Source organism: Streptomyces sp. NPDC086023 (assembly GCF_044540325.1).
In the GTDB taxonomy this organism is placed as follows: Bacteria; Actinomycetota; Actinomycetes; order Streptomycetales; family Streptomycetaceae; genus Streptomyces.
The window spans coordinates 400,246-425,608 of the sequence record NZ_JBITRX010000002.1; the positions used below are offsets into that span (position 1 = coordinate 400,246).

22 protein-coding genes, 1 tRNA gene and 1 pseudogene are annotated in these 25,363 nt (G+C 74.3%); 10 read left to right on the plus strand and 14 right to left on the minus strand.

The window, feature by feature from the left end:
• The first annotated feature begins 59 nt into the window (after positions 1-59).
• Complete coding sequence (locus ACIF6F_RS05120; RefSeq protein WP_399941381.1) at positions 60-626, plus strand: DUF4291 domain-containing protein; 567 nt, start codon at positions 60-62, stop codon at positions 624-626.
• 188 nt (positions 627-814) lie between these two features.
• Here the strand turns inward: ACIF6F_RS05120 and ACIF6F_RS05125 are convergent, their stop codons facing one another.
• From ACIF6F_RS05125 to ACIF6F_RS05150, 6 genes are all read right to left on the minus strand, one after another.
• Entirely contained in the window at positions 815-2,050 is a 1,236-nt protein-coding gene (locus ACIF6F_RS05125; RefSeq protein ID WP_399941384.1) for a tryptophan dimethylallyltransferase family protein, read from the minus strand.
• 104 nt (positions 2,051-2,154) lie between these two features.
• Positions 2,155-3,501, minus strand: a complete 1,347-nt coding sequence (locus ACIF6F_RS05130; protein ID WP_399941387.1) for a cytochrome P450 — start codon at positions 3,499-3,501, stop codon at positions 2,155-2,157.
• A 7-nt stretch (positions 3,502-3,508) separates the two neighbouring features.
• A complete protein-coding gene (locus ACIF6F_RS05135; RefSeq protein WP_399941390.1) occupies positions 3,509-4,111 on the minus strand; it encodes a GTP-binding protein in 603 nt (200 codons plus the stop codon).
• The gene (locus ACIF6F_RS05140; protein WP_399941392.1) at positions 4,086-4,463 is read right to left on the minus strand and encodes a DUF742 domain-containing protein; all 378 of its coding nucleotides are present in this window, start codon (positions 4,461-4,463) and stop codon (positions 4,086-4,088) included. The genes ACIF6F_RS05135 and ACIF6F_RS05140 overlap by 26 nt, the downstream gene beginning before the upstream one ends.
• A complete protein-coding gene (locus ACIF6F_RS05145) occupies positions 4,460-4,861 on the minus strand; it encodes a roadblock/LC7 domain-containing protein (protein ID WP_399941395.1) in 402 nt (133 codons plus the stop codon). The genes ACIF6F_RS05140 and ACIF6F_RS05145 overlap by 4 nt, the downstream gene beginning before the upstream one ends.
• A complete protein-coding gene (locus ACIF6F_RS05150; RefSeq protein ID WP_399941398.1) occupies positions 4,858-6,027 on the minus strand; it encodes an ATP-binding protein in 1,170 nt (389 codons plus the stop codon). The genes ACIF6F_RS05145 and ACIF6F_RS05150 overlap by 4 nt, the downstream gene beginning before the upstream one ends.
• A 489-nt stretch (positions 6,028-6,516) precedes the next feature.
• Here ACIF6F_RS05150 and ACIF6F_RS05155 point away from each other — a divergent pair, with 489 nt between their 5' ends.
• The 5 genes from ACIF6F_RS05155 (at position 6,517) to ACIF6F_RS05175 (ending at position 11,367) form a co-directional block, all read left to right on the plus strand.
• Entirely contained in the window at positions 6,517-9,201 is a 2,685-nt protein-coding gene (locus tag ACIF6F_RS05155; protein ID WP_399941401.1) for an ATP-binding protein, read from the plus strand.
• 184 nt (positions 9,202-9,385) lie between these two features.
• Positions 9,386-9,826: a roadblock/LC7 domain-containing protein gene (locus ACIF6F_RS05160; RefSeq protein ID WP_399941404.1), complete on the plus strand. Its 441-nt coding sequence runs from the start codon at positions 9,386-9,388 to the stop codon at positions 9,824-9,826.
• Between the two features lie 32 nt (positions 9,827-9,858).
• Positions 9,859-10,227: a DUF742 domain-containing protein gene (locus ACIF6F_RS05165; protein WP_399941406.1), complete on the plus strand. Its 369-nt coding sequence runs from the start codon at positions 9,859-9,861 to the stop codon at positions 10,225-10,227.
• Entirely contained in the window at positions 10,205-10,807 is a 603-nt protein-coding gene (locus ACIF6F_RS05170; RefSeq protein ID WP_399941409.1) for a GTP-binding protein, read from the plus strand. Before ACIF6F_RS05165 ends, ACIF6F_RS05170 begins: the two co-directional genes overlap by 23 nt.
• A complete protein-coding gene (locus tag ACIF6F_RS05175) occupies positions 10,804-11,367 on the plus strand; it encodes a GAF domain-containing protein (RefSeq protein ID WP_399941411.1) in 564 nt (187 codons plus the stop codon). Before ACIF6F_RS05170 ends, ACIF6F_RS05175 begins: the two co-directional genes overlap by 4 nt.
• Here ACIF6F_RS05175 and ACIF6F_RS05180 read toward each other — a convergent pair.
• Positions 11,364-12,278 (minus strand): transketolase family protein, encoded by a 915-nt coding sequence (locus ACIF6F_RS05180; protein ID WP_399941414.1) that lies wholly within the window; start codon positions 12,276-12,278, stop codon positions 11,364-11,366. The genes ACIF6F_RS05175 and ACIF6F_RS05180 overlap by 4 nt on opposite strands.
• 30 nt (positions 12,279-12,308) lie before the next feature.
• On the minus strand, positions 12,309-13,010 hold the full coding sequence (locus ACIF6F_RS05185; protein WP_399941416.1) for a transketolase: 702 nt from the start codon (positions 13,008-13,010) through the stop codon (positions 12,309-12,311).
• 166 nt (positions 13,011-13,176) lie between these two features.
• On the opposite strand from ACIF6F_RS05185, the gene ACIF6F_RS05190 reads away from it, so the two are divergent.
• Positions 13,177-13,253, plus strand: a tRNA-Pro gene (locus ACIF6F_RS05190).
• 92 nt (positions 13,254-13,345) lie between these two features.
• On the opposite strand, the gene ACIF6F_RS05195 is transcribed toward ACIF6F_RS05190, so the two are convergent.
• From ACIF6F_RS05195 to ACIF6F_RS05210, 4 genes and pseudogenes are all read right to left on the minus strand, one after another.
• Positions 13,346-14,146: an MBL fold metallo-hydrolase gene (locus ACIF6F_RS05195; protein ID WP_399941419.1), complete on the minus strand. Its 801-nt coding sequence runs from the start codon at positions 14,144-14,146 to the stop codon at positions 13,346-13,348.
• Between the two features lie 71 nt (positions 14,147-14,217).
• Complete coding sequence (locus ACIF6F_RS05200; RefSeq protein WP_399941421.1) at positions 14,218-15,195, minus strand: GlxA family transcriptional regulator; 978 nt, start codon at positions 15,193-15,195, stop codon at positions 14,218-14,220.
• Between the two features lie 120 nt (positions 15,196-15,315).
• Complete coding sequence (locus ACIF6F_RS05205; protein WP_399941424.1) at positions 15,316-17,868, minus strand: discoidin domain-containing protein; 2,553 nt, start codon at positions 17,866-17,868, stop codon at positions 15,316-15,318.
• 141 nt (positions 17,869-18,009) lie between these two features.
• Positions 18,010-18,765: pseudogene (locus tag ACIF6F_RS05210) on the minus strand (collagenase); the annotation flags it as partial.
• A gap of 405 nt (positions 18,766-19,170) precedes the next feature.
• Here ACIF6F_RS05210 and ACIF6F_RS05215 point away from each other — a divergent pair.
• The 3 genes from ACIF6F_RS05215 to ACIF6F_RS05225 all read left to right on the plus strand — a co-directional run bounded on the left by ACIF6F_RS05215 (position 19,171) and on the right by ACIF6F_RS05225 (position 21,619).
• Positions 19,171-20,373 carry an NAD(P)/FAD-dependent oxidoreductase gene (locus tag ACIF6F_RS05215; protein ID WP_399941426.1) on the plus strand — a complete coding sequence of 401 codons (1,203 nt, stop codon included), beginning with the start codon at positions 19,171-19,173 and terminating at the stop codon, positions 20,371-20,373.
• Between the two features lie 77 nt (positions 20,374-20,450).
• Positions 20,451-20,654, plus strand: a complete 204-nt coding sequence (locus ACIF6F_RS05220; RefSeq protein WP_399941429.1) for a hypothetical protein — start codon at positions 20,451-20,453, stop codon at positions 20,652-20,654.
• A gap of 26 nt (positions 20,655-20,680) precedes the next feature.
• Positions 20,681-21,619, plus strand: a complete 939-nt coding sequence (locus ACIF6F_RS05225; protein WP_399941432.1) for a sigma-70 family RNA polymerase sigma factor — start codon at positions 20,681-20,683, stop codon at positions 21,617-21,619.
• Positions 21,620-21,750: 131 nt separating this feature from the next.
• Here ACIF6F_RS05225 and ACIF6F_RS05230 read toward each other — a convergent pair whose 3' ends face one another.
• Positions 21,751-23,937 carry a B12-binding domain-containing radical SAM protein gene (locus tag ACIF6F_RS05230; protein WP_399941434.1) on the minus strand — a complete coding sequence of 729 codons (2,187 nt, stop codon included), beginning with the start codon at positions 23,935-23,937 and terminating at the stop codon, positions 21,751-21,753.
• The gene (locus ACIF6F_RS05235; RefSeq protein ID WP_399941437.1) at positions 23,934-25,316 is read right to left on the minus strand and encodes an MFS transporter; all 1,383 of its coding nucleotides are present in this window, start codon (positions 25,314-25,316) and stop codon (positions 23,934-23,936) included. The genes ACIF6F_RS05230 and ACIF6F_RS05235 overlap by 4 nt, the downstream gene beginning before the upstream one ends.
• Between the last annotated feature and the right edge of the window lie 47 nt (positions 25,317-25,363).

Genomic DNA, 25,363 nt, shown 5'->3' on the forward strand with positions numbered 1-25,363 from the left:
CCCAGGGGGAGGGGAAATCGGCTCGACCCGCAGGCCGGCCGGGTGGCAGGGTGCGGCTCATGACGCCCCAGTACCAGATCCGTGCCGACCACGACGCCCACACGATCGTGGTCTACCAGGCGTACTCGCCTGCCATAGCCGACGCGGCACTGCGGGCGGGCCGTTTCGTCGAGCCGTTCTCGTTCCACCGGATGACGTGGATCAAGCCGTCGTTCGCGTGGCTGATGCACCGCAGCAACTGGGCCCGCAAGCCGGGTCAGGAGCGTGTTCTCGCCGTGCGGATCACCCGGGAGGGCTGGGAGGACGCCCTCTCGCGGGCCGTGCTGACGACCGCCGCCCCGGAGGCCGTCGCCCGGGCGGCCGTACACGTCCAGTGGGACCCGGAACGCTCGCCGCGCGGGGCGGCACTGAACCACTACAGCATCCAGGTCGGCATCGGCCGCCGCCTGATCCGCACGTTCACCGACGACTGGGTCGTCGGTCTCACCGACCTCACCCCGCAGGTCCGCAAGGCCGCGGCGCTGATGCAGGCCGGGCACGCCGCCAGGGCACAACGGCTGTTCCCCGCCGAGCGCCCGTACCTCCTGCCGCAGAAACTGCAGGCTGCCGTCTGCCCGGGCAGATGACGGGGAGCCCGTCCGTCGCTCAGAAGTCCGGGCCGACACCGCGGCTGCGCACGGCGTCGACCCGGCTCACGGGCTGCGCCGGACTACGGGCCGGCAGCCCGCGGACACGGACGCGGACACGGACGCGGTGATGCGTACCGCGTCGTCCCGTTCGATCACGTCCCCGGAGACTCCCACCCCCGACGGACCTACCGCGCCGCGGCGTGCAGGGGCGGGGACGGGGGGCGGACCGCGTACGCCTCCGACGACACGTAGGCCGTGATCCTCGGCGGGCAGCCGCGCTGGTGGGCCAGGGCCAGGTAGGCGATGAGGCCGGTGCCGTCGGTCAGCCGGCGGGCGGTGAGGGCGGAGAGGGCGCGGGCGAGCGGGGCCGGGTCCATGCCGTACCGGCCGAGCAGGGCCTCGGCGCGGGCGAGCGCCTCGGCGTCGTCCCGTACGTGGTCCCGCACCGGGATGTGCAGGGTGAAGCCGCTGGGCAGGCCGGCGCCCGCCTCGGTGAAGGAGTGGCAGGACAGGCCGGGCCGCCGGTCGAGCGGCAGGCTCCAGCCCTGGCCGCCGGCCTCCGCAGCGCCCGCGGAGACGCCGAAGAACTCCTCGACCTCTTCGGGGCCGGGGCCCGGGGCCATCCGGCACAGGCCGCCCGCGTCGGCCGCCGACAGCCCCAGGTGCCTGAGGTAGACCTTCACCCGGGGCGCGGCCCAGTCACCCAGGTCCAGGGCGAGGAACGGATACCCGTCGGCCCCCGGCAGGGACGCGTACGCCCGGTCGTGGCCCAGCCGCCGCAGCGCCTCCCGCACCGTCCCGGCGGAACGTTCCTGCCCGGACGCCGCGGGGTTCAGGTACACCTTCACCCGGGGCACGCCGCCCGGCACCAGCTCCAGCGCGCACCAGAGCGCGAACGGCCCCTGGGGATCCGCCGGGAAGAAGAGGTCGGCCAGGTCGTCCAGCCGGTCGGTGGAGAAGTTCCAGAGGCGGGCCATCTCCCGGACGGCCCGCAGCCCGGCCCGCCCGTTCTCCGCCGGGCTGCCCACACCGCAGCCCGGCTCCAGGAGCACCCGCAGCGCCGGCGTGCCGCCCCGCGTGAACGACAGGGAGAACTCGACCGGCGTGTGGTCGTCGGAGAGGTACGTACGGTTCGGCGGCGGCAGGTCCAGCGGGCGCTCGGCCGCCGGACCCAGCGCCGACACCAGCGTGTGCGCGTACGCCTCCGCGTCGTCCGCACCCAGCCCCGCGACCTCGCACAGCCGCAGCAGCTGCTCCGCCGTGAACCCACCGAGCGTGCCGGCCCCCGGCAGCACCCCGCCGGCGGCCCCCGTCAGGGAACGGGGGCCACAGGACGACACCCGCCGGCGGGGGCGGGTGTCGGGGCGCTGACCGCCACGGTGGGCCGGTATCCAAACGACGTCGGTGGATCTGTGGTCCACGGGAACTCCTCAGCATCGGCGGCATCACGGACAACAACGCGGTGATCATTACCCCGTGTTCGAACCGTCATGCCGCCATCCGGAGGCTGCGGTTCACTCCTGCCTCACTTCACCAGCCACTTGAGGAACTGGCTCCAGCGGCCGCTGCGTTCGCCCTTCGCGGCCGCCCCCGGCTCCTCCTGCGCCGCGGTCCCGCCGGACCCGGTGCCGTCGGCGCGGGGGGGTGCCGAGACGGGGGTGAAACGGGCCGGCAGGGCGGCCAGGGCACGGTTGAACGGGCCCGGACGCCACACCAGGCTGTCCTCCGGGACGGCCAGCTGGACGTCCGGCAGCCGGTTGAACAGGTGCTCGACGGCCGTGACGGTGATGTGCCGCGCCGGGTCCTTCGACGGGCAGCCGTGCGGACCCGCGCTCCACGCCAGGTGGGACCGGTTGCTCCCGGCCTGGCGCGAAGCGGCCAGTGCCGGACCGGTGTTGGCCGCGGCGAAGCTGACCAGCATCAGGTCGCCCGCGCGCACGTGCTGCCCCGCGAACTCCATATCGGCGGCCGGGTAGTGCGGTGCGTAGTTGGCCATGGGCGGGTTGTCCCACAGCGTGTCGTCGAGGGCCTCGCCGATCAGGCCGCCCCCGTCCGCGTACCGGTCGTCGGTCAGCAGCCGGTGCAGGGTGTTGCCGATGAGGTTGCGCAGGGGCTCCGCCCCCGCGCCCAGCAGCAGCGCGAGCTGGTGCACCATCTCCTCGTCCGTCAACCGGGCCTGATGCTGCATCAGCCACGAGGTGACGTCCTCGCCGGGCCGGGCGCGCTTCAGCGCGACCAGCTCGTGCACGGCCTGGAACAGCACCTCGGTCGCCTTCTCGGCGTTGACCCCGTCGAACATCCCGGAGATGCCGAACAGCACGCGGTCGCCCACGTCCGCGGGGCAGCCGAAGAGCTGGTTGAACACGAACAGCGGCAGCTGCCGCGCGTAGTCGCCGAGCAGGTCGGCCGAGCCGCGCGCACCGAACTGCGAGATCAGGTAGTCCGAGATCTGCTCGGTGCTCCTGCTCAGCCGGTTCATGTCGACGCGCGCCATGCTGTCGGTGATCGCCTGACGGAGCCTCAAATGCTCGGCGCCGTCGCTGAACATGCAGTTGGGCCGGTACGCCAGGAGCGGCGCGACCGGGCTGTCCGGCGGGACGAGGCCCTCGTTGAAGGCCCGCCAGCGGCGTGCGTCCTTGCGGAACGAGCCGTTGTCCTGGAGCAGGTGGAGCGCGGTCGGGTAGTCGGTCACCAGGGTGGCCTCGACGCCCGGGGCCAGCTCCACGGGCGCGGTCGGCCCGTAGTGGCGCAGGTAGTCGTAGTACGCCTGCGGGTCCGCCGCGAACTCCGGTCCGTACAGCGGAACCCGGCCGCCCGGAGTGTGGGCGGGGCAGCCGGGCGGCGGGACCGGAGTGGGGGTCTGAGCGTCCATGGGGGGATCAATGCTCCTGTTGGGCACGGTCGAGCAGGTAGCGGACGAGGGTGGTCAGTGCGGCGGCGGACGACCGCTCGTCGCGCGCGTCACAGGTGACGACGGGGGTGTCGTCGAGCAGGTCCAGCGCCTCGCGCAGCGCCGCCTCGTCCCGGACCGGCGTACCGTCGAAGTGGTTGACGGCCACGGCGTAGTCCAGTCCGTACTGCTCGATCAGGTCGACGACCGCGAACGAGTCCGCGAGGCGCTCGGGGTCGACGAGGACCAGCGCACCGAGGGCACCGCGCGCGAGGTCCTCCCACATCTGGACGAACCGCACCTGTCCGGGGGTCCCGAACAGGTACAGCACGATGCGGTCGCTTATGGTCAGGCGCCCGAAGTCCATGGCCACCGTGGTGGTGGTCTTGCTCCGGACCCCCTTGAGGTCGTCGATGTGCTCCGCGGCGCGGGTCATCGTCTCCTCGGTGGACAGCGGCTCGATCTCGGAGATCGCGCCGATGAACGTGGTCTTGCCCACGGCGAAGTGCCCGACGACGAGGATCTTCACCGGGATCTGCGTCGCACCGCCGCGGACGTAGACCTGTTCAGCCAAACTTGGCGCGGAGCCCATTGAGCACCTCCTGGAGGATCTCCTTGTCGGCGAGGGCGGCGCGCTCCACCGGGGGACGGGTGACGAGGTAGCCGCCCTCGGCCAGCGAGGCGAGGACGATCTTCACCACGCCCAGCGGCAGCCGCGTGTGCCCCGCGATCTCGGCCACCGACAGGTAGCCGGCGGAGCAGATGTCCAGCAGCCGCTGCTCCTCGGGGGACAGCCGGGTCGGCCGCTGCCCGCCCTCGGGCGCCGCCGTCACCAGCGTGATCAGGGACAGCTGCTCCTCGTCGGGCAGGCCGCGTCCCTTGGTGATGACGTACGGACGCACTAAATCCGCGGCCTCGGGACCCCACTCCTCGCGGCCCGTCATGAGTACGTGCCGAGGTTCTCGCGCGGCGGCGTGGTCAGCGCCTTGCCGAGCTGGCCGACGAGTTGCTGCATACGGAAGGTGATGTCCGCCATGTCGACGTCCTGCGTGGCGGAGACGCCCAGGTAGGCGCCCTCCCCGGCGGAGATGAGGAAGACCCAGCCGCCGTCGAACTCGACCAGCGTCTGCCGCCACTGCGCCCGCGGGTCCTCACAGAAGAACCCGAGCGAGCGGCTCAGGGACTGCACGCCGCTCATCGCCGCGGCGACCCGGTCGGCGTTGTCCTTGTCGTAGTCCTTCGTACGGGCCATCAGCAGCCCGTCCGCGGAGATCAGGACCGCATGCAGCGCCCCGGGTATCTCCAGGGCGCTGTCGAGCATCCATGACAGATCGTCGTTCACGAAACCTCATGTCCTTCGCTGCTTGGGCCGTGTGTGGTGCTGGTCGGGTCCAGGGCGTCCGGGTCCGTGGCCCGGCCGGACCTCGTCCCCCGCTGGAAGGCGCTCATGATCGCGGCGGTCTCCGCACCGCTGCGGCCGGGGGCAGGTGCGGCGGGCGTGCTGCTCGGCACGATGGACATGGGCCGCTTGCGGCGGCGCTTCGGCAGTCCGTCGGCCGTCGCGGAGACCGCGGGGGCGGGCTCCGGGCCGCTCTGCGGCGGCAGCGAGCCGGCGGCCACGGCGGGCGCGGGCGCCTTCTGCTCGGGCATGCCGGTCAGCAGTTCGTGCGGCAGCAGGAGTACGGCGCGCACACCGCCGTACGGGGAGGAGGAGTCCACCGAGACCTCGAAGCCGAACCGCTCGCACAGCACGCCGATCACGGCGAAGCCGAACTGCGGCGGGTTGCCGAGCCCGGAGACGCCCGAGACGCGGTTGCTGGTCAGCAGCTTCTCGGCGCGGGCCCGCTCCTCGTCGTTCATGCCGACGCCGGCGTCGTCGACGACGATGCAGACGCCCTTGGGAACGGTACGGGTGTTGATCTCGACGACGGTGTCCGGGCTGGAGTAGCTCGTGGCGTTGTCGAGCAGCTCGGCCAGCGCCAGCGCCACCGGTTCCACGGCGCGGCTGGTGATGCCGAAGTCGACCCGGGAGAGGATCTCGACGCGCCGGAAGTGCCGGATCCTGCCCTGGGCGCTGCGGACCACGTCGTACACGGACGCGATGTCGCGGTGCCGGCCCAGCCAGCCGTCGCACAGGACGGCGATGGACTGCGCCCGGCGGCCGAACTGGGAGTTGGCGTGGTCGATCTCCAGCAGGTCCTGGAGCATCGCCGACTCCCCGTACTTGCTCTGCAGCCGCGAGATGATCAGCTGCTGCTCGGCGGCGAGGCCCTGGAGCGTCCGCATCGCGGACTTGAGGACCGTCTTGGTCCCCTCCTCGGCCTCGTCCTGCGCGGCCGCGACGGACTGCGTGTAACGGTTCTCCAGGGCGGAGTAGTGGGTCCTGAGCCCGTCGATCTCGTGCCGCAGGCCCCGCGCGGACCTGCGCTGGCGGACGATGACGGCGATGGCGGCGAGAACGAGGACCAACAGAGCCCAGAGCACAGGGTTCTGCACGTATTCCGTCATAAGACTCTCTTCAGGCGACCGGCGGCCAGTGGCTGATTCCCGCCTCTGCGGGTGGGCCGGCGACCGCCCGCACGGGGAGGCCGCCCGGGCCGCCCCTGAGTCGGCGTGTCGCCTTGCGCTCAGCCGCCTGCCCTGTTTTGCGCGGTGATCGTATCACCGAGCGCTTACATGACAATCCGTCAATAGGTAGGAAGGCGTAAATGATTCGGTCGATCCGGACCCCGTTTCCGGCCCGGAAAGTGGCCCACTTCACGTCGGGTGCGGGGGCGCCGCCGGCGGCGGCCGGACGCCGGGCGGGGGCCGGGTGGTGCGCACCCCCGGCGCATTCGGGCTCGCGTACGAGCGCTCCTTCCCCAGCGGGAAGCACCCCGGTGAAGTTCCCCAACTGGCCGTCCGCGGGCGGAGCGTGCGGTCTAGCGTGGATTCCCGGTGATCAACGCCGGGTCCCCGCGACCCGGTTCCCACGTACCGAACGCACCGAGGACGACGATGTCCGGACTCCGCGACAGCGCGGCCCGCCCCGATCGCGCGGCACGACCCGACCACGCGGCGCGGCCCGACCGCGGCCCGGGACGGGCCGACCGCCGGGACGGCGGCCGCCGTGCCCGCACCCCCGCCCGTCACACCACCTCGCCGCGGACCGCGTCCCCCGGAGCCCCGCGGCGGATCACGCCGCTGCTGGTCCGGGCCGCCGTGCTGCCCACCCTGGCCGCCGGTTCGAGCGGCGCCGCCGCCGTGCTCTCCACCCTCCGGCTGGGCGCCCGGCCGGACGGCCGTCTCTGGCTGGTTCTGAGCGGTTGCGGGCTCCTCTTCGCGGCCGCGCTCACCGCCGCCCTGCTCGGAGCCCACCGCGCCGCACGCGCCGTACGCGACCGCTGCGAGGCCCTGCGCCGGTCCAGCGCGCGCGGGCAGCAGGAGCTGCGGACCGTACTGGACCGGCTGGAGCGGGGCGAGACCGTGCCGGAGCGCCGGGCGGGCGGGGCCCTCACCGGGGGACCGGGCCGGACCCGCGAGCCGGGCCGGGCGGCCGAGCCGGCGGGGCCGGACGAGTTCGCCGCACTCTCCGGGGAGTTGCGGGAGGCCAGGGAGCAGGCGCACGCCGCTCTGGTGCGCGCGGCCGACCTGGCAGGGCGCTCGGACAGCGACCAGAAGGTCGAGGTGTTCGTGAACCTCGCCCGCCGCCTGCAGTCACTGGTCCACCGCGAGATCCAGCTGCTGGACGGCCTGGAGGACACGGTCGAGGACCCGGACCTGCTGAAGGAGCTGTTCCACGTCGACCACCTGGCCACCCGGATCCGCCGCCACGCCGAGAACCTCGCGGTGCTGGGCGGCGCGGCCTCCCGGCGCCAGTGGACCCGGCCGATCGACGTCAGCGAGGTGCTGCGGTCCTCGGTGGCGGAGGTGGAGCAGTACACGCGGGTGAAGGTCGTGCCCCCCGCGGCCGGCAGCGTACGCGGGCACGCCGTCGCGGACGTGGTGCACCTGCTGGCCGAACTCGTCGAGAACGCCACGGTGTTCTCGCCGCCGGACACGGACGTCGTGCTGCGCGCGGAGCGGGTCACGGCCGGCATCGCGATCGAGGTGGAGGACCGGGGCCTGGGCATGCCGGCGGAGGAGCAGCACCGGATGAACGCGCTGCTCGACGACCCGGACCAGGTCAGCGTCCGGCACCTGCTGGCCGACGGCAGGATCGGACTGTTCGTCGTCTCGGCGCTGGCCCGGCGGCACGGCATCGCGGTCGAGCTGAAGTCCAACATCTACGGGGGAGTGCTGGCGGTGCTCGTGCTCCCGCGGGACCTGCTGGGCGCCGACGCGGCCGACGCGACGCGCCCCACCGTCACGGGTACGGGTACGGGCCTGCCCGTGCCGCCGCTGGAACCGGCCAGGGGGCCGGTGCCGGGGCCCGTTGCCTCCGGCGTCGGGGCCGCCGTGGGTGGTGCGGAGTTCCGGGAGGGCCGGGCGGCGGCGGTGGCGGGGGGCGGGGGCTCCGGCGTCTTAGGGGACGCGGGGAGTTCGCGTGCCTGGGGTGCGCGTGCGGTGAGCGGTGCCGGCGCGGGCCGCGAGGAGGCGGGCACGGGCACGGCTGCGGGCACGCGTACGGGCGCCGGTACGGGTGGGCACACGACCACGGCCACGGCAAGGGACGCGGCTCCGGCTCCGGTCACGTCCTCCGCCGACGACGCGGTGCGGCGCACCGCACTGCCCCGCCGGGTCCGCGCTTCGGCAGTGGAACAGGCGGCCATCCCGCAGCAGGCGCGCAGCGCGCCCCGCCCGGCGCCGGGCGGAGACACGACGGCCGGCCCGCGGCACGGTGACCGGCGAGAGGTGAGCGCGTCCGTCCCCGCGCCGGGCGCCGTGGCTCCCGTACCGGGTCCCACGGCTCCCGTACCCGGTCCCGCGGCTCCGGGTCCGACCCCGGGTACCGGTCCGGAGCGCGAGCCACGCCGCACAGACGGGCCCGGTGCCGATGCGGCGCCCGCGCCCGGGTACCTCCCGCAGCCCGGGGCGGGCGTGGAGGCCGCCGCTTCGGGGCCCTCCCTACGGGCGGACGCCGCTGTCGCGCCCGGCGCACCGTGGGGCGCCGCCCCCGATGCCTGGCCCCCCGATGCCTGGACCTCCGCGTCCGGGGCTCCCGGCGAGTCCTGGGCTGCTGCCTCCCCGGACCTCGTCGGCGCCGGTCCCCGGCCGGTCGCGCCCGTGGGTCCCCTGGGCAGCACGACGCGGACCCCGGTCTCCGTGCAGCACGCCGACACCGATCCCGTATCCCCGAAGCCCGGCGGGACCGGGCCGGCGTCCCGGACCCCCGCCCCGGCCGGGGCCCAGCCGCCCGTACGGCCGGCAGGTCCGGTGCCTCCGGAGCCGGAACCCGGGGCGGCTCAGCCGTCCGTGCGGCCCGCGGGCCCGCCGTCCACGGAGCCGGTACCGGACGCCGTCCCGCGTCCCGCGCACGAGCCCGCCGGTGCCGCGGCCCGGCCCGCGCTGCCGCGGCGGCGGGCGCAGGAGCACCTCGCGCCGCAGCTGCGCGACGCGCCGGGGCCGGTCGTACGGGCCGGGGGCGGCGGCGAACAGCCCGTCCACGATCCCCAGCTCATGGCCGCGTTCCGGCGCGGCTTCGGGCTCGCGCAGGCAGCCGCGGAAGAGGACCGGGACCCGGACCCGGACCCGGACTCCTGACGGTCCCGCTCGCCGGGCCCCCGCGGACCCCGGGGCGCCCCATGACCGCAGGGAACCGTCGAACACCGCAGGGAACCGCCGAGCACCGCCGAACACCCGACACAACCGCCGAGAACCGCCGAACACCCCACAGAACCGCCGAGAACCGCCGAGAACGCCGAGAACCGCAAGGAGCACACCCCCCATGCCCAGCGACGTGAAGACCCCCCAGCTGTCCGAACTCGACTGGCTGCTCGGCGGACTCGTGCAGCGCGTCCCCTACACCCGCAGCGCCGTCCTGCTCACCGCCGACGGGCTGGTCACCTGCGTCCACGGCCTCGACGCCGACAGCGCCGACCACATGGCGGCCCTCGCCTCCGGCCTCTACTCCCTCGGCCGCAGCGCCGGCGCCCGTTTCGGCGACGGCGCCGAGGTCCGGCAGGTGGTCGTCGAGCTCGATTCCGCCCTGGTCTTCGTCTCCGCCGCCGGCTCCGGGACCTGCCTGGCCGTGCTCGCCGACCGGGAGGCCGACGCCGGCGTCCTCGGCTACGAGATGGCGATGCTGGTCAAGAGCGTGCGGCCGTACCTCGCCGCCCCGCCCCGGCAGCCCGCAGGGACCCCCGAGTGCGCCCGCCCCGAGCAGTGAGGGCCCCCGCCACGCGCCCCCTCCCGCACGACATGCCCTGGCTCGACGACTCGGCGGGCCGGGTCATGCGCCCGTACACGGCGAGCGGCGGCCGGACCCGGCCCAGCACCCCGCTGGACCTGCTGTCCCTGCTGACCGCGACCGGCGTCCGCCCCGGCGACCGGCTCGGCGCGGACCACGCCCTGGCGCTCCGGCTCTGCGCCGCGCCCGCCGGGCCGGTGTCCGTGGCGGAGGTCGCGGCACAGCTCCGGCTGCCCGCCGTGGTGACCAAGGTCCTGCTGTCCGACCTGCTGGAGTGCGGGGCCGTCACGGCACGGTCCCCGCGCTTCCCGGGGGGCGGCGCGGCCGACGACCAGAACCTGCTGCTGGCGGTGCTCGATGGCCTGCGACGACGACTCTGAGACGCTGCCCGCCACGCTGAAGATCCTGGTCGCGGGGGGCTTCGGCGCGGGCAAGACCACCTTCGTGGGCGCGGTCAGCGAGATCGAGCCGCTCAGCACGGAGGAACTCCTCACCGGTTTCGGAGAATCCACCGATCCGCTCACCGGCGTGGAGGGCAAGACGGCCACCACCGTCGCGCTCGACTTCGGCCGGATCACCCTCGACACCGGCCACGTGCTGTACCTCTTCGGCACGCCGGGCCAGGAGCGCTTCTGGTTCCTGTGGGAGGAGTTGTGCGCGGGCGCGCTCGGCGCGGTCGTGCTCACCGACACCCGCAGGCTGGACGACTGCTTCCCGGCGGTCGACTTCTTCGAGCGCCGGGGCATCGCGTTCGTCGTGGCCGTCAACGAGTTCGACGGCGGCCACCGCTACACCGCGGAGGAGGTGCGGGACGCCGTCGGCCTGGCCCCGGACGTCCCGGTCGTACGGTGCGACGCGCGCCGCGCGGACTCCGGCATCCGCATCCTCGCGGCCCTGGTCGGGCACCTGCTCGCCGCGACCCACGACACCAGCACCACGATGGAGGGGGAACCGCCATGACGTACTACGAGTCCACGGGCCACCTGCTGCTCACGCCGGTGGACCGGGAGGCGCCGGCCCGGGTGGCCCGGCTGCGCGAACTCGGCCTGGGGGAGCGGGCGGACCCCGGGCTCGACGCCTTCGCGCGGCAGGTCGCGGAGACCACCGGGACCCCGTACGCGGCGGTCAACTTCATCGACGAGGAACGCCAGTTCTTCGCCGGCCTGCACCACCGGGCCGACGCCCCGGCCGGCGCCTACACGGGCCGGGTGCTGGCCCGCGACCACGGCTACTGCCCGCACGTGGTGGTGCGCCGCCGGGCCCTCGTCCTGGAGGACGTACGGGACTTCGCACGCTTCGCACCGAACGCGGTGGTCGAGGAGGACGGCGTACGCTCCTACCTCGGCGCTCCCTTGACGGACCGTCAGGGGTTCGTGCTGGGCACGGTCTGCGCGGTGGACCTGGTGCCGCGGCGGTGGGGCCGGGAGGGCCTGGAGACCATCAAGGGCCTGGCGGCGGAGCTGGTGAAGGTCCTGCACGCCCGCGAGGACGCGGCGGGCCTGGACCCGGACCCTGCCTAGAGGGAGGCGGCGGGGGCGAGGAAGGCGGTGATCCGCTCGCGCAGCCCCCGCGCGTCGAGACCGTGCGCCGCCGTGTGCTCCTCCGCCGTCCCGTACTTCCGCAGCTCGGCGCGGCCCACGCCCAGCCCCCGTACCCGGTGCGGCAGGTCGGCGAGCGCGTCGTTGGCCGCGGCCGTCGACGTTCCGGCCAGGTAGGGCTCGACCAGGACCACCTCCGCCCGGTCCTGGCGGGCCGCGGCCGCGCGCAGGGCCGCACCGTCGAAGGGCCGCACGGTGCTCGCGTACAGCACGGTCACGTCCAGGCCGGCCACCGCCGTCAGGACGTCGTCCAGCACCGGTCCGACCGCCACGACCACCCCGGCGGAGCCCTCGCGGACGGTCAGGAAGCGGGCGCCGTCGACCGGCCGGGCGGCCGCGTTCGACAGGTTCGACAGCCGGACGTACACCTTGTCGTCTCCGGCGGCCGCCGCGTGCCGCAGCAGCGCCTCCGCCTCGTCCGGATGTCCCGGGACGTGGACCGTCCAGCCGTCCAGGGTGTCCATCAGCTGCACGTCGCCCGGCGCCATGTGGGTCACGCCGCCCGCGGCCCAGTCGTACGAGGCGTTCGCGCTGACCAGGATCCCGCCCACGCCCTGGTGCCCGAAGTCCAGCTTGACCTGCTCGAAGGGCCGCTCCACCAGGAAGCTCGCGAACGTGTGCATGATCGGCCGCAGCCCCGTCAGGGCCATCCCGGCCCCCGCCCCGACCAGCAGCTGCTCGCGGATGCCGACGTTGACCACGCGGTCCGGGTGCTGCTGCTGGGCGGGCCGGAAGCCGTCCATGGTGATCTCGGCCAGGACCAGGGCGAGCCGCGGGTCCTCGTCCAGGAGGCGGGAGGTGGTGGAGATGAACCGCTCGCGCATGGTGTCCATGAGATGTCTTCCTCGTTCCGCTTCGGTGGATCAGTTCTTGGGCTCGACGCGGGCGACCACCGCGTGCGGGCGGCCCGGGTGGGCCAGGGTGTAGGCGGCCTCCAGGGCCGCGTGGTCGCGGCCGTCGACCGTGACGGCCGACCAGCCGGCCGCCTCGAAGCGGGAGGCGATGCCGCCGGACCAGCCGTGGGTGGCGGACTGGTTGTCGATCACCAGGGTGTGCAGCCGCTCCAGGCCGGCGGCTCCCGCGTAGGCGAGGGCCTCGTGGTTGCTGCCCTCGTCCAGCTCCGCGTCGCCGATCAGCACCCACACGGCGGGATCGGCCAGCCCCTGGGCGCGCAGCCCCAGCGCCGTCCCCACGGCCAGCGGCAGCCCGTGGCCGAGGGAGCCGCTGCCGATCTCGGCGCCGGGCACCAGCAGCCGGTCCGGGTGGTGGCCGAGCGGGGAGTCGTACGAGCCGAAGCCGTCCAGCCACTCCACCGGGAAGAAGCCCTTGGCGGCGAGGATCGCGTAGTACGCCATGGGCCCGTGCCCCTTGGAGAGCAGGAACCGGTCGCGGCCCGGGTCCCCGGCCGTCTCCGGCGCCACCCGCAGCACCCGGTCGTACAGCACCCACAGGGCGTCGAGGGTGGAGGTGGCGGCCGGGCCGTGCTTCTCGGCCCCGGTCATCCGCGCCATCAGGGCGGGGAGGTCCTCGTAACGGAATGCGATGTCCGCTGTCGTCTGCGTCATGACACACACCTTGCAACCTCAAGTTCGCTTGAGGTCAAACCCCGTCCGGAGGCCCCACGGGTCCCGCCCGTCCCGCGCCGCGGAAAGGTGCGCGCGACCACCCCGAGAAGTGCGGTATTGTTCTCGTGCGCGTTCGGCCAGGGGAAACCCGCAGGTCAGCGAGCATCGGGACGTGGCGCAGCTTGGTAGCGCACTTGACTGGGGGTCAAGGGGTCGCAGGTTCAAATCCTGTCGTCCCGACCATGCGGAAACGCAGGTCGGAGGCCGTTCTCTCATCCGTGAGGGGGCGGCCTTTCGTATGTCCGGCGCGTCGCGCGCGTCGCGCCGGAGCCCTGTCACGCTTCGTCGCGGTCGTCTGTCCCAGGGGCGTCACCGGTACCGAGGCCGGTGCCCCGGGTACGGGTGCGGAGGCGGCCGGCTGCTTCGAGCCGGGTCAGGCGCCGCTGCTCCCGCGAGGCCCAGCGCCGCACGCGGTCGGGGTCGAGGGGGGTGCCGTGGCCGACGTGGAGCCGGGCGGGGTCGAGGGCCAGCATGCTCCGCAGGCTGGCGAGGTTGAGCAGCGGGTCGTCGTGGAAGGGCGGGTTGGCCGGGCGGCCGCGGAGCAGGCCGAAGAAGGAGTTGGCGATCAGGTCGCCCGCGACGAGGTCGCCCTGGGCGGTCAGGACGGAGACGGATCCGGCGGTGTGCCCGGGGGTGGGCATGATGCGGGCCGTGATCCCGAAGTCCTCCAGGTCGGTCTCGCCGGTGACGAGGACGTCGGGTTCGAACGGTTCGACCTGCATGTGCAACTTCTCGCTCCGGGCCATGAGGCGGCCCATCGGCCCGGTGGGGAGGTACGGTTCCCGGACCCGGCCGGTGCGGAAGGGGCCGAGGTCCGCGACGTGTCCGGCCACCGGCGCCCCGGTGAGGCGGTGCAGTTCGGCGGCCGAGCCGAAGTGGTCGATGTGGCCGTGTGTGACGACGATCAGCGACACGTCGGCGGGGTCGACGCCGTGGGCGGCGACCTGCTCGCGGATCCTCCGGCCGCTGCCGGGCGTGCCGGCGTCGACGATGACGGGCCGGCGGCCCAGCAGCAGGTAGGCGTTGACGTTGTGCCGGCCCATCACGGGGATCGGGACGACCTTGGTTCGGGACACTCTTCTCTCCTCGGGCATGACGGTCTTCCGCCGCGCGGTGGTTCGCGGGCGGTGGGGAGGGGGGGCCGGACCTACCGGAAGCGGCGCCGGTATTCGGCGGGGGTGGTTCCGAGGCGGCGGCGGAAGGAGCGGTGCAGGGTCTCCACGGAGCCGAGGCCGCTGAGGGCCGCGATCTCGGGCAGGCCGTGGCTGCTGTCCTGGAGCAGCCGCCGCGCGGCCTCCAGCCGGACGGACTCGACGTAGGCGGCGGGAGTGGTGCCGGTGCGCCGCTGGAACAGACGCGAGAGGTGGCGCACGCCGAGGTGCAGCCGCGCGGCCAGGACGTCGGCGGACAGGTCCTCGGTGAGGTGTTCGCCGATCCACGCGCGCAGGTCGCCGATCCGGTTGCCGGGGTCGGCAGGAAGCGCCAGCGGGACGCTGAACTGGCTCTGGCCGCCCGCGCGTTTGACGTACATGACCATCGTGCGGGCGGTGTCCAGGGCGAGTTCGGGGCCGTGGTCCTCGGCGACCATGGCCAGCGCCATGTCCATCCCGGACGCGATGCCGGCGCAGGTCCACAGGCGGCCCTGACGGATGAAGATCGGGTCCGGGTCGACGGTGACCCGCGGGTGGTCGGCGGCCAGCCGCGCGGCGGTGCGCCAGTGGGTCGTCGCCGACAGCCCGTCCAGCAGGCCCGCCGCGGCGAGCAGGTGCGTGCCCGAGCACACGGAGGCAAGCCGGTGGGTGCCGGGTGCCGCCTCCCGCAGCCAGTCGATGATCCCGTCGTCGAGCACCGGCTCGACTCCGCGGTCGTGCACGCGGACGGCCCCCGACACGAGCAGGGTGTCCACGTCGCCGTGCACGTCGTCCAGCGTCAGGTCGGCCATCAGCCGGATGCCGCCGGCGGTGGCCACGGGTTCGCCGCCGGGGGTCGCGATGCGGACGGTGTACCCGGGCCGGCGGGTTCCGGCGACCCGGGTGGCGACCGAGAACACCTCGGCCGGGCCGGTGACGTTGAGCAGTTCGACGCCGGGGAAGGCGGCGATGACGACCCTGTGCGCTGGGAGCATGACCCGATCATGTCGCCCTGCCGGAAGGGCCGCAATGACCATGTTCTGTCACATCCGGACATGGGCTGGGGCGGGCCGGAAGCCGGGGCAGGTGCCGTCCGGCACCTGCCCCGGGTCGCGTCAGGAGACGGTCAGGAACCTGGCGAGGCTCGGTACGCCCTGGGCGTCGAGGGCGAAGAGCATCCAGTTGCCCGGCAGGACGACGCCGGGGTCGGAGGGCAGGGACACCGTGTACGTGCCGGTGCCGGTGCCCGTGGCGGTGGAGGCGAGGGGGACCCGCCGCTGGTCGTTGTCGGTGGAGTGGGTCGCGGCCGCGGCCCGCATGAGGACGAACGACGCCACCGGGCCCGTGGTGGTCACCGAGAGCTGGGCGCCGGGGGCGGCCCGGGGCGGCACGCCTCCGGTGACCACCGGACGCGGCTTCGGCGATCCGTCCGCGTTCAGCAGGTAGGGCGGGGTGAAGACGGCCCCGTCGGCGTGGTTGGTCGCACAGTCGCCGCACAGCCCGCCGCCACCGGAGAAGATCCGGCCGTCCGGCAGCAGGTTGGCCACGCTGTGGTAGTTCCGCGGGATCGCCATGCTGGCGAGGGGGGTGAAGCGCCCGGTCGCCGGGTCCCACAGTTCGGGGGTGAGTACGGACGTCGCGTCGCTGAAGGGCACCGGGTACGACTGCCCGCCGAACACGGCCACCTTGCCGTCGGGCAGGACGACGCTGTTGGCGAAGGCGCGGGCGAAGCCCATGTCGCCGGTGCGGGCGGCCTGGACCTGGCTGCCCGAGACGCCCACCGTGTACGCGCGCCGGGTGGCCGGGGTCTTCTCGTAGGCGGGCGAGCCGCCCAGGGTGAGCAGCCTGCCGATGTCGTAGGCGACGGCGTTGCCGGTCATGGCGTCCTGGCTGTCGGCCCGGGTGCCGGCGGACGTGATGCCGCCGGTGCCGGACGTCGAGATCCAGTTCATCTGCCGGCTCGGGCCCAGCTGGAGCACCTTGCCGCCCGAAGTGGCGTGCAGCCACATGTGGTTGTCGGCGCGGTAGGCGCCGGCCGGGTCGGCCGTCAGCGCCGGGGTGGCGGGCACGCCGGTGAGCGTGCGCCAGGTGCGGGTGGCCGGGTTCCAGACCTCGCCGGCCTTGTCGCCGGTGGCCCCGCTCCAGGAGCCGCCGAGGACGAAGGCCTCGCCGGTGGAGAGCAGCGTCATCGCCTGGTACCCGCGGGCGATGTTCATGTCGGTGGTGGCGGACCACTGGTCCGTCGCGGGGTCGTAGATGCTGGCCTTCTCCGCGTTGCTGCCCCCGGTGACGAGGACGCGGCCGTCGGCCAGCATGGCTATGCCGGGGCAGAACATGTCGTGGCCGGTGTTGTCGACGCGGCGCTGCGTCACCTTCCCGGTCTTCAGGTCCAGGATGGCCGTCTGGGTGTAGCCGTTGCTGCCGCCGAAGCGGTCGACGGCGTACGCGGACCAGGCCAGCAGCTTGTCGCCCGGCAGGACGGCGGTCGCCACCGGCACGAGCGGGAAGCCGGTGACGCGGCCCCAGGAGCCGTGGACGGCGGGGTCGGCCGGCCCGCTCAGGCGTATCTCGGCGGCCGAGCTCCAGGGGCCGCGGCCGCCGGCCTCGCTCAGGGCCGTCAGGCGGACGTACCGGGTGCTCTGCGGCCGGGTGAACGTGGCGGTCTTGACGGTGTCGTCGTCCCGCCAGGTCCCGGACGCGACCGGGGTGCCGAACGCCGTGCCGTCCGTGCTGAGGGTGACGGAGTACCGGCCGATGCGGCCGTTGGGGCCGTTGGAGCGGGGCTGGTAGACGAGTGCGGAGACGGTGGTCGTGCTCTTCAGGTCGAGGGTGATCGTGTGCGGCAGGGGTGCGGCGGTGCCGGACCACCGGCTGTGCCAGATCGTGCCGTCGTCGCCGTCGAGCACGTTGGCCGCCCGGCCGTTCTCGGCTGCGGTCTCCTCGTCCCCGGCGGTCGCCGTCCAGCCCGTACGGGGCAGGTCGACCGTGGCGGCCGGCGTGCCGGGGTCGCCGAGCAGGTTGATCTCGGCGGCGGAGGTCCACGGCCCGCGGCCGCCGGCCTCGGTGAGCGCCGTCAGCCGTACGAACCTGGCCCCCTGCGGGGCGAACCCGAGGGTCTTGGTGCCGGCGTCGTCGGCCAGTGTTCCGGTGGCGACGGGTGCGCCGAAGGTGGTGCCGTCGGTGCTGAGGCTGATGCCGTACTCGCCGATGCGCCCGTTGGGTCCGTCGGTGCGGGGCTGGTAGACCAGGGCGGAGACGACGGTCGTGTTCTTCAGGTCGAGGGTGATGGTGTGCGGCAGGGGCGCGGGGGTGCCGGTCCACCTGCTGTGCCAGATGGTGGCCGCGCTGCCGTCGAGCACGTTGGCCGCGCGGCCGTTCTCGCCGACGGTCTCCTCGTCGCTCGCCGCGGCCGTCCAGCCGGTGCGGTCGAGGACCGGTGCCGTGGGCTCCATCGCGTTCGCCGGCGCCACGCCGTGGTGGGGCGACCGGTCGGCGGGCCGCTGGTCGGCGGGCCCGGGGCGGGGCGCCGGTGCCCGCGCGGCCGCCGCCGGGCCCGCCACCCCGAGCCACGGGATCAGGCCGACGAGCACGGAGCCGAGGCCGAGGACGATGAGCAGGTACGAGCGGCGCAACCGGTGGTGGCGGGTGGAGAAGGGCCGGGACCGCAATCTGACCTCCTGAGGCGAAGGGACTTTTCTCCGGAAGGTAGGTCAGGGGCGGGACAACTCACCTGCACAGCAGGTGAGTTGTCCTGAAATTGCGTACGGCGGACCGGTTGGTGGGGGTTGGGCCGCGCGTCAGGCGGCCGTCGCCACGGACGTCAGCCAGGCGTTCCAGTCGCTCTCGTAGTCGAGCGAGGTGAGGAAGGCGCGGGCGGCGTTCCAGTTGCCGGTGCGGTAGTGGCCGAGCACGGTGGCGACGTCGGCGGGGTGCCGCTCGACCATGTAACGGGCGGCGAGGTAGCCCCAGTTGTAGGTGCGGTTGACGTCGCTGTTGGCGTACGTGGTGTCGAACAGCGTGCGCAGGGAGTACGTGTGCCTGCCGGCCTCGGCCAGGGCGTTGGTGTAGGGGACGCCGCGGTAGGAGTAGGAGATGTACTCGGCGATCCCCTCGCCCCACCAGACGGTCGGGGTGGTCTGGCTCGCGCCGAAGTCGCCGTACAGGTCGAAGCGGCCGTCGAGGTAGTGGGTGTACTCGTGGTTGAGGTTCCATATCTGCCAGCCCGGGCTGACGTCGGTCCGCTCGTAGCAGATGAACCGCGGCTGGTTGCCCGTCCTGGACGGGTCTCCCTCCAGGTACATTCCGCCGTTGTTGGTGTCGATGCCGTAGATCCGGCCCGCGTAGGCCTTGTAGTCGGCGCTGGAGTTGAAGACGTCGACCTCGAGGGTGGTGTTGAGGTCGCCGGCGACCGGCCCCGGGTCCTTGACCACGTTGTGGAAGTAGGCGTCCTGGTTGGCGAGGCTCGCGCACGTCGCCGTCAGCTGGGCGGCGGTCATCTCCTGGGCGCGGATCCGCAGCGTGGGGCTGCAGGTGTGGACGATCGGCAGGATGCGGGACTCCAGCTTGCCGCCGGTGGTCCCGGTCGGGCCGGGGGCGCCCTTCGCGGTGCCGTGGGCCGGGCGCTGCGCCGGATCGGCGAAGACGTGGTCCGGCTTGGGGTGGGCGGGGGCGGCCTGGGCTGCCTGGGCGGGGGAGGCCGCGAACGCGGCTGCGAGCAGGGCTGTGGCGACGGCCATGGCGCGCAAAGTTCACCTCTGGGGATGGAGGAGAGGTCCCGTCGACTGACGGGCTGCGCTGTAAAATTGCACATGTCACATGGCTTTTCAATGGTTCTGACAGGGACGCGTCGAACTCGCCCGCACGGCCCCCTCGGGGCAGGCCTGTGACGGAGGCCACACGCTGTTGCCGTCATGAATCGGAGGGCTGCTCCGCTCAGGTACCGAGAGCCAGCCCACCGACAGGAGCGCCACATGAAGCACCGCATCGTCGTCCTCGGCGCCGGCTACGCCGGCAACCACGTGGCCGGGACCCTGGCCCGCCGCCTTTCCCCCACGGACGCCGGGATCACCGTCGTCAACGCCGAGCCGGACTTCGTCCAGCGGCTGCGGCTGCACCAGCTCGCGGCCGGCCAGGAGATCGAGGCGCCACCGCTCACGGACGTGTTCGCGGGCACGGGCGTCCGGCTTCGCCTGGCCCGGGTCACGGCGGTCGACCCCGAGCGCCACGCGGTCGCCCTGACCGGCGCCGACGGCCCGGCCGAACTCGGCTACGACACGCTGGTCTACGCCCTCGGCAGCCACGCCGCCGACCACGGCGTCCCCGGGGTGGCCGAGCACGCCTTCGACGTCGCCGGCCGCCCCTCCGCCCTGCGCCTGCGCGCACGCCTGGACGACCTGGAGGCACGGGCCGGAGGCGGGAAGGTACTGGTCGTCGGCGACGGGCTCACCGGCATCGAGACCGCCACCGAGATCGCCGAGTCCCGGCCCGGCCTCCCGGTCACGCTGGTCGCCCGCGGCGAACTGGCCGCCCCGCTCTCCGCCGGAGCCCGCGGCCACCTCCGCCGGGCCTGCGAACGGCTCGGCATCACCGTCCTGGAGGGCACCGCGGTCGAGAGCGTCGAGGCGACCCGGGTGCTCTGCGCCGACGGCACGGCCCTGGCCTCGGACGCCACCGTGTGGACGGCGGGCTTCGCGGTCGCCCCGGTCGCCGCCGCCGCGGGGCTCGCGGTCACCGGGGACGGCCGGATCGTCGTCGACCGCACCATGCGCTCCGTCTCGCACCCCGACGTGTACGCCGCCGGCGACTGCGTCCACGCCGTCGGCGACAACGGCCGCCCGCTGCCGATGTCCTGCGCCTCCGCCGGCTACACCGGCGCCCAGGCGGCGGCCGCCATCGTGGGACGTCTGACCGGGGGCCCGGTCCCGGACCGGAAGCTGGAGTACGTGGGCAACCACATCAGCCTCGGGCGGCGCGACGGGATCCTGCAGATGGTCGACGGCGACGGGCGCGCGAAGCCGGGGTACACGGGCGGCAGGAAGGCGGCGCGGATCAAGTCCGGGATCCTCGCGATGTCCCTGTGGGCCAACGCCCACCCCACCTTCGGCCTCCCCAGGCGCCGGCACCGGCTGGCCGCCGCCCCGGTCCGCCCGCGCCCGGTGGACACCCCTGCCTGACCACCGCCGGGCGGGCCCGTCGCAGCCCACCCCTGCCCCGCCCCACCGCACGGAAGCCCGCCGCCCGAGGAGGAACCATGGGTACTCCGGCCCCGCGCACGGCCGCCCGGCCGCCGACGTCCTGGCCGGCGGTGGCCAGGACGGTCGTCCTGCTGACCGCCGTCACCGGGATGCCGACCAGCGCCGACTCGCCCTCGCCGGGCACGATCAGGTCGGCGTCCCGCCCGTCCGCCGGGTCGGCCCCGGCCGCCCCGAACTCCGCTGACCGGACGCCCCGTTAGGGTGGCCGTCGTGGACAGCGCCCCCCATGGACCGATCCGACACCGCCCGGTTCGAGGCCGGCCGTGACCGGCTGGCCTCGCTGGCGTACCGGCTGCTCGGCTCCGCCGCCGACGCCGAGGACGCCGTACAGGACGCGTTCCTGCACTGGCAGGCCGCCGACCGGCGGCGGATCGAGGTGCCGGAGGCCTGGCTGACGAAGGTCGTCACCAACCTGTGCCTCGACCGGCTGCGCTCGGCCCGCGTGCGCCGCGAACGCACCGCCGGTGCCTGGCTGCCCGAACCGCTCCTCGACGGCGACCCGATGCTCGGCCCGGCCGACACCTTCGAGCAGCGCGAATCGGTCTCCCTGGCGGTGCTCACCCTGATGGAGAGCCTGTCGCCCGTCGAGCGGGGCGTGTACGTCCTGCGCGAGGCGTTCTCCTACAGCCACGCCGAGACCGCGGAGATCCTCGGCATCACCGAGTCCGCAAGCCAGCAGCACCTGCACCGGGCCCGGACCCGGATCGCCGCCGGGCGCTCCCGCGGCGCCGGGGCCGACCGGGCAGCCGCCCGCAGGATCGTCGAGGAGTTCCTCGCCGCGGCCTCCTCGGGCCGCACCGACCGGCTCGTGGTGCTGCTCACCGACGACGCGACCGCCGTCTCCGACGGTGCGGGCCTGAGCCGGAAGCTGCTCCGGTTCGACACCGCGCAGGGCGTCGCCGCCGTGGCACGGGCGGGCTTCAAGTCCACCCCGGCGAAGCGGCGGCTGGCCGGCGGCACCCCCGCCGTCCACTACGCGCTGGTCAACGGCGCACCGGCAGCCCTCTTCGTGGTCGGCGGCCGGGTCATCGGGGCCGTCACGTTCGACCTCGCCGACGGCCGGATCGCGACCGTCCGCGGCATCGCGGCCCCCGCCCGCCTGGTCCGCCTCACCGAGGCCTGGCGCCGGCACGGCCCGGACACCCCGCTGATCCCGGAGTGGTGACCCGGCGCCGGGGTCCCCGGGACGCCCGGCCCGCCGTGATGCCGGGCGCGGGCCCACCGTGACGCCCGCCCGGTAAGGCACCGGGCTCGGGCACCGGGCTCGGACATCGGCTTACGGCGTCCCGTGCCCGGTCACGTGCGGGCCTGTGTCGACAGCATCAGGCGGAGGGCCCGGGTCAGAGGGGTGTCCTCGGCGAAGTCCACGCCAGCCGGCACCTCGACCAGCTCGCCGTGCGCCAGGACCAGGACGCCGCAGGAGCCCGGACGGGCGGCACCGCGGCCGGCCAGCCAGTCCCCGTACGCGCCCGAGGTCGTGTCCAGGTGCTCCCGGCTCCGGCGTCCCACCTCCGCCATCAGGTCGCCGACCCCCGTCAGCGCCTCCACCGAGGCGAACGGCACCGTCACCACCGGCTCCCCGACCAGCCGGACCCGCGGCTCCTCCTCCCGGCGCCGCCCCTCCGCCGGCGGCTCCGGCAGCAGGCCGCGGCCGTACCGGGCGTAGTAGAGCAGGCTGTGGGCCGAGTCGATGCCCCCGACGAACGGCCGGTCGAAGGTCGCCTTGCGGGTGCTCGCGACGTACTCGCGCGGGATCCGCGGGTCCTCCGGCTCGGGCCAGTGCACCTCCCCGGACGCCCGGTCCCGCCAGGGCACGTACCGGCGGATGTCGTCGGAGGCCGACAGCGGCAGCAGGTCGATGCCGAACCGGCCGGGGTCCTTCGCCACGATGGAGCCGGGCGTCAGGGAGAAGACCCCGATGCCCGCCGTCGTCCACAGCTTGTCGTGGTGCTGGAGGAACTCGTACGTCGCCAGCGCCTCCGCCTCCGACTCGGTGGGGAAGCCGGTGAACCCCATCATCTGCGCCGCGATGCCGTTGCGCGCCAGCTCCGCCAGCACGTCCGGCACCAGGTCGATCCGCACCCCCTTGTCGATGAGGTCGAGCACCCGCTGCGTGCCCGACTCGTACCCGAAGGAGACCGCGACGCAGCCGGAGGCGGCGAGCAGCTCGCCGACCGCGCGCTCGGGGAAGGTGCGCTCCAGCCGCAGTTCCGCCGCCCACCGCAGGTCGAGGGAGGAGTCGGCGAGGGCCGCGGCGAGAGTGCGCAGGTAGCGGGGGGACATCGCGTCGACGGCGAAGTACAGCGTCCTGCCGTACCGGCTGGCCTCGCGCAGGTCCGCCAGCACCGCCGGGACCGGCCGCTCCCGCGAGGGGGAGGTGGGCCGGTCGGTGTTCAGGCCGTAGTCGCAGAAGGTGCACTTGTTCCAGTAGCAGCCGCGGGTGGGGCTGTAGAGGATCACCGGCTCCGGCGACCAGTACCGCTCCCAGTCCCACACGTCGTACGCGGGACCGGCGAGCCCCGCCACGCTGCCGTACGCGATCTCCGGGACCGGCCGGGTCCGCGTCATCACCCCGCCCACGCCGTCGAAGCCGGTGCCGCCCCGGACCGCCCCGTCCGCCAGCGCGTCCAGGATGCCGACCAGCGCCGACTCGCCCTCGCCGGGCACGATCAGGTCGGCGTCCCGGAAGACCCGCCACGGCGCCCCGGCGTCCGGCGCGTACTTGACCACGTCACCGACCTCGGTGCCGCCGAAGACGATCACCGTGTCCGGCAGCACGGTGCGGATCAGCCGGGCCATCCGCAGGGCGACGGGCAGCTGGCTGGTGTAGTTCACCGACAGGCCGACCAGCGCCCAGGGCCGTTCGCGCAGCCGCGGCACGAACACCTCGGCGAAGTAGCCCTCGAAGGGGCGGGCGACGGCCGCCGCCACCGCCGGGTCGGCCAGGTCCGCCGTACTGCACAGGTTCACGGTGGACTTGGCGCGCATCGAGAACCCGTCGGGTGCCCCCGGCGGCATCTCCAGCGCCAGCAGCTCCCACCACCGGCTCATCACCGCGACGGCCTGGGCGTAGGTGGGCGGGTGGTAGAAGAGCGCGGGGTCGCGGAAGACGCCGATCGCGTCCCGGGCCGCGGTGTCGGTCAGGCCCTCCGCGGCCAGCGTCTGCCGGTAGCGGATCTCGTCGTCCCGGCGCGGTGCGGTGGACCGGGCCTCGATGGCGGCGCGGGTCCGGCGAGCGGCCGCGAGCGCCGCGCCGAAGCGGGCCGGGTCGGCCAGGTACTCGAAGGCGTCGAGGTTGGCGTCCACGCACCCGTACGCCCCGTGCCCGGCCTCGCGCGCGGCGCCCACCAGGTACGGGATGGAGTGGTACGGGGTGGTGGGGTCGGTGACGGGAGGGTTCACCAGCAGGTACGGGACCTCGGCGGCCCCCCGCTCCCGTCCCCGCGGTGCCCCCGGGGCGCCCAACGGAACGAACACGCTCATCGCTGCGACTCCTGACTGCTCTCGTGCCGTGGACGGGGGGAGCTGCCGGCCGGCACGGCGGCCGGGGCCGCGCCGCCCGCCGGTGCCCGGGCCGTGTACTCGGTGCCCGAGCGGTGCGTGCGGAACGCCTTCTGGGTGAGCGCGCACAGCACGGCCAGCGCGATGGCCGCGCCCGCCACCGGGAAGAACGGTGCCGCGCCGAGGTGCCGGACGCCGAAGCCGGCCACCGCGACGGAGATGGGGAACGTGCCCATCACGGCCAGCATCACCAGGCTCATCACCCGGCCGATCAGCGCCGGCGGGGTCCACACCTGGAGCATCGTGACGACGACGATGTTCTGCCAGCCGCTGGCCACCGCGTACACGCACACGCAGACCGCGGCGCCGGCCAGGCCGCCCGCGTACGGGACGGCCGCCAGGGCCACGCCCATCACCACGGCCAGCACGGCGAACAGGTAGGCCGGCGACTCCACCGGCCGGCTGCGGGCCGCCACCACGGAGCCGGCCAGCCCGCCCAGGCTCAGGCAGGTGAGCAGCACGCCGTAGCCGGTGGCGCCCATGCCCTGGTGGGCCAGTTCCGGCAGGGCGACCTCGATGGTGCCGTTGAAGGCCAGGTTGCAGACCAGGGCGACGACCAGGATGACGTGCAACAGCCTGCCGTGGCGCAGCAGTTCACCGAACGACGGCCCCCGGGTCGAGCTCGCCCCGGGTGCGTCGTCCTCGCCGGCGGTCTCCCCGTCGGATGTCCCGGACGGCTCGGGGGCCGCGTCCGCGCGGGTGCGGATCCGGGCCAGCACCACCGCCGACACCGCGAAGGACGTGGCGTCGACCGCGAGGGCCGGGCCCGCGCCGAAGGCGGCGACCAGGGCGCCGCCGGCCGTCGGTCCGAGGAGCCCGCCGACCTGGTTGACCATCGTGGACAGGGCGTTGCCCCGGCCGAGGTCCTCCTTGGTCAGCAGGGCGGGCAGCAGGGTGTACGAGGCGGGGATGAAGATGCCCGAACTCGCGCCCAGCACCACCGCGATGGGCGCCAGCTGGGCAAGCGTGGGCGTCCCGGTGGCCGCCATCACCGCCAGGACGCCGACGGCCACGGCCCGCACCACGTCGGCCACCAGCATCACCGGCCGCCCGCCGAACCGGTCGGCGATCACACCGCCCAGCGGGATGGTGACGACGCGGGGGATGCCGTAGCAGGCCAGGACCGTGCCCAGCAGGACCGGCCCGCCGTCGCCGGACAGGATCAGCCACGGCAGGGCGACGGCGTAGCAGTAGTCGCCCACCGTGGACGAGAGCTGTCCGGCCAGCAGCAGCCGGAAGCCGCGCGCCGCCATCGGCCCGCTCGCGAGTGCCGTACGGAACCTCTGCCCGGCTGCGGCCACGTCTCCTCCTTCTCCGTCTGTGCTGGGGAATCCGCCCGGTCCGGGCA

What these genes read in the sequence shown, in the direction of transcription:
- ACIF6F_RS05135 (WP_399941390.1), bottom strand. Translation starts at nt 4,111, where the DNA reads ATGGGCTCCGCGCCAAGTTTGGCTGAACAGGTCTACGTCCGCGGCGGT.
- ACIF6F_RS05160 (WP_399941404.1), top strand. Translation starts at nt 9,386, where the DNA reads ATGCCCAGCGACGTGAAGACCCCCCAGCTGTCCGAACTCGACTGGCTG.
- ACIF6F_RS05200 (WP_399941421.1), bottom strand. Translation starts at nt 15,195, where the DNA reads ATGCTCCCAGCGCACAGGGTCGTCATCGCCGCCTTCCCCGGCGTCGAA.
- ACIF6F_RS05180 (WP_399941414.1), bottom strand. Translation starts at nt 12,278, where the DNA reads ATGGACACCATGCGCGAGCGGTTCATCTCCACCACCTCCCGCCTCCTG.
- ACIF6F_RS05130 (WP_399941387.1), bottom strand. Translation starts at nt 3,501, where the DNA reads ATGGACGCTCAGACCCCCACTCCGGTCCCGCCGCCCGGCTGCCCCGCC.
- ACIF6F_RS05215 (WP_399941426.1), top strand. Translation starts at nt 19,171, where the DNA reads ATGAAGCACCGCATCGTCGTCCTCGGCGCCGGCTACGCCGGCAACCAC.
- ACIF6F_RS05170 (WP_399941409.1), top strand. Translation starts at nt 10,205, where the DNA reads ATGGCCTGCGACGACGACTCTGAGACGCTGCCCGCCACGCTGAAGATC.
- ACIF6F_RS05185 (WP_399941416.1), bottom strand. Translation starts at nt 13,010, where the DNA reads ATGACGCAGACGACAGCGGACATCGCATTCCGTTACGAGGACCTCCCC.
- ACIF6F_RS05175 (WP_399941411.1), top strand. Translation starts at nt 10,804, where the DNA reads ATGACGTACTACGAGTCCACGGGCCACCTGCTGCTCACGCCGGTGGAC.
- ACIF6F_RS05230 (WP_399941434.1), bottom strand. Translation starts at nt 23,937, where the DNA reads ATGAGCGTGTTCGTTCCGTTGGGCGCCCCGGGGGCACCGCGGGGACGG.
- ACIF6F_RS05220 (WP_399941429.1), top strand. Translation starts at nt 20,451, where the DNA reads ATGGGTACTCCGGCCCCGCGCACGGCCGCCCGGCCGCCGACGTCCTGG.
- ACIF6F_RS05165 (WP_399941406.1), top strand. Translation starts at nt 9,859, where the DNA reads ATGCCCTGGCTCGACGACTCGGCGGGCCGGGTCATGCGCCCGTACACG.
- ACIF6F_RS05150 (WP_399941398.1), bottom strand. Translation starts at nt 6,027, where the DNA reads ATGACGGAATACGTGCAGAACCCTGTGCTCTGGGCTCTGTTGGTCCTC.
- ACIF6F_RS05140 (WP_399941392.1), bottom strand. Translation starts at nt 4,463, where the DNA reads ATGACGGGCCGCGAGGAGTGGGGTCCCGAGGCCGCGGATTTAGTGCGT.
- ACIF6F_RS05225 (WP_399941432.1), top strand. Translation starts at nt 20,681, where the DNA reads ATGGACCGATCCGACACCGCCCGGTTCGAGGCCGGCCGTGACCGGCTG.
- ACIF6F_RS05155 (WP_399941401.1), top strand. Translation starts at nt 6,517, where the DNA reads ATGTCCGGACTCCGCGACAGCGCGGCCCGCCCCGATCGCGCGGCACGA.
- ACIF6F_RS05120 (WP_399941381.1), top strand. Translation starts at nt 60, where the DNA reads ATGACGCCCCAGTACCAGATCCGTGCCGACCACGACGCCCACACGATC.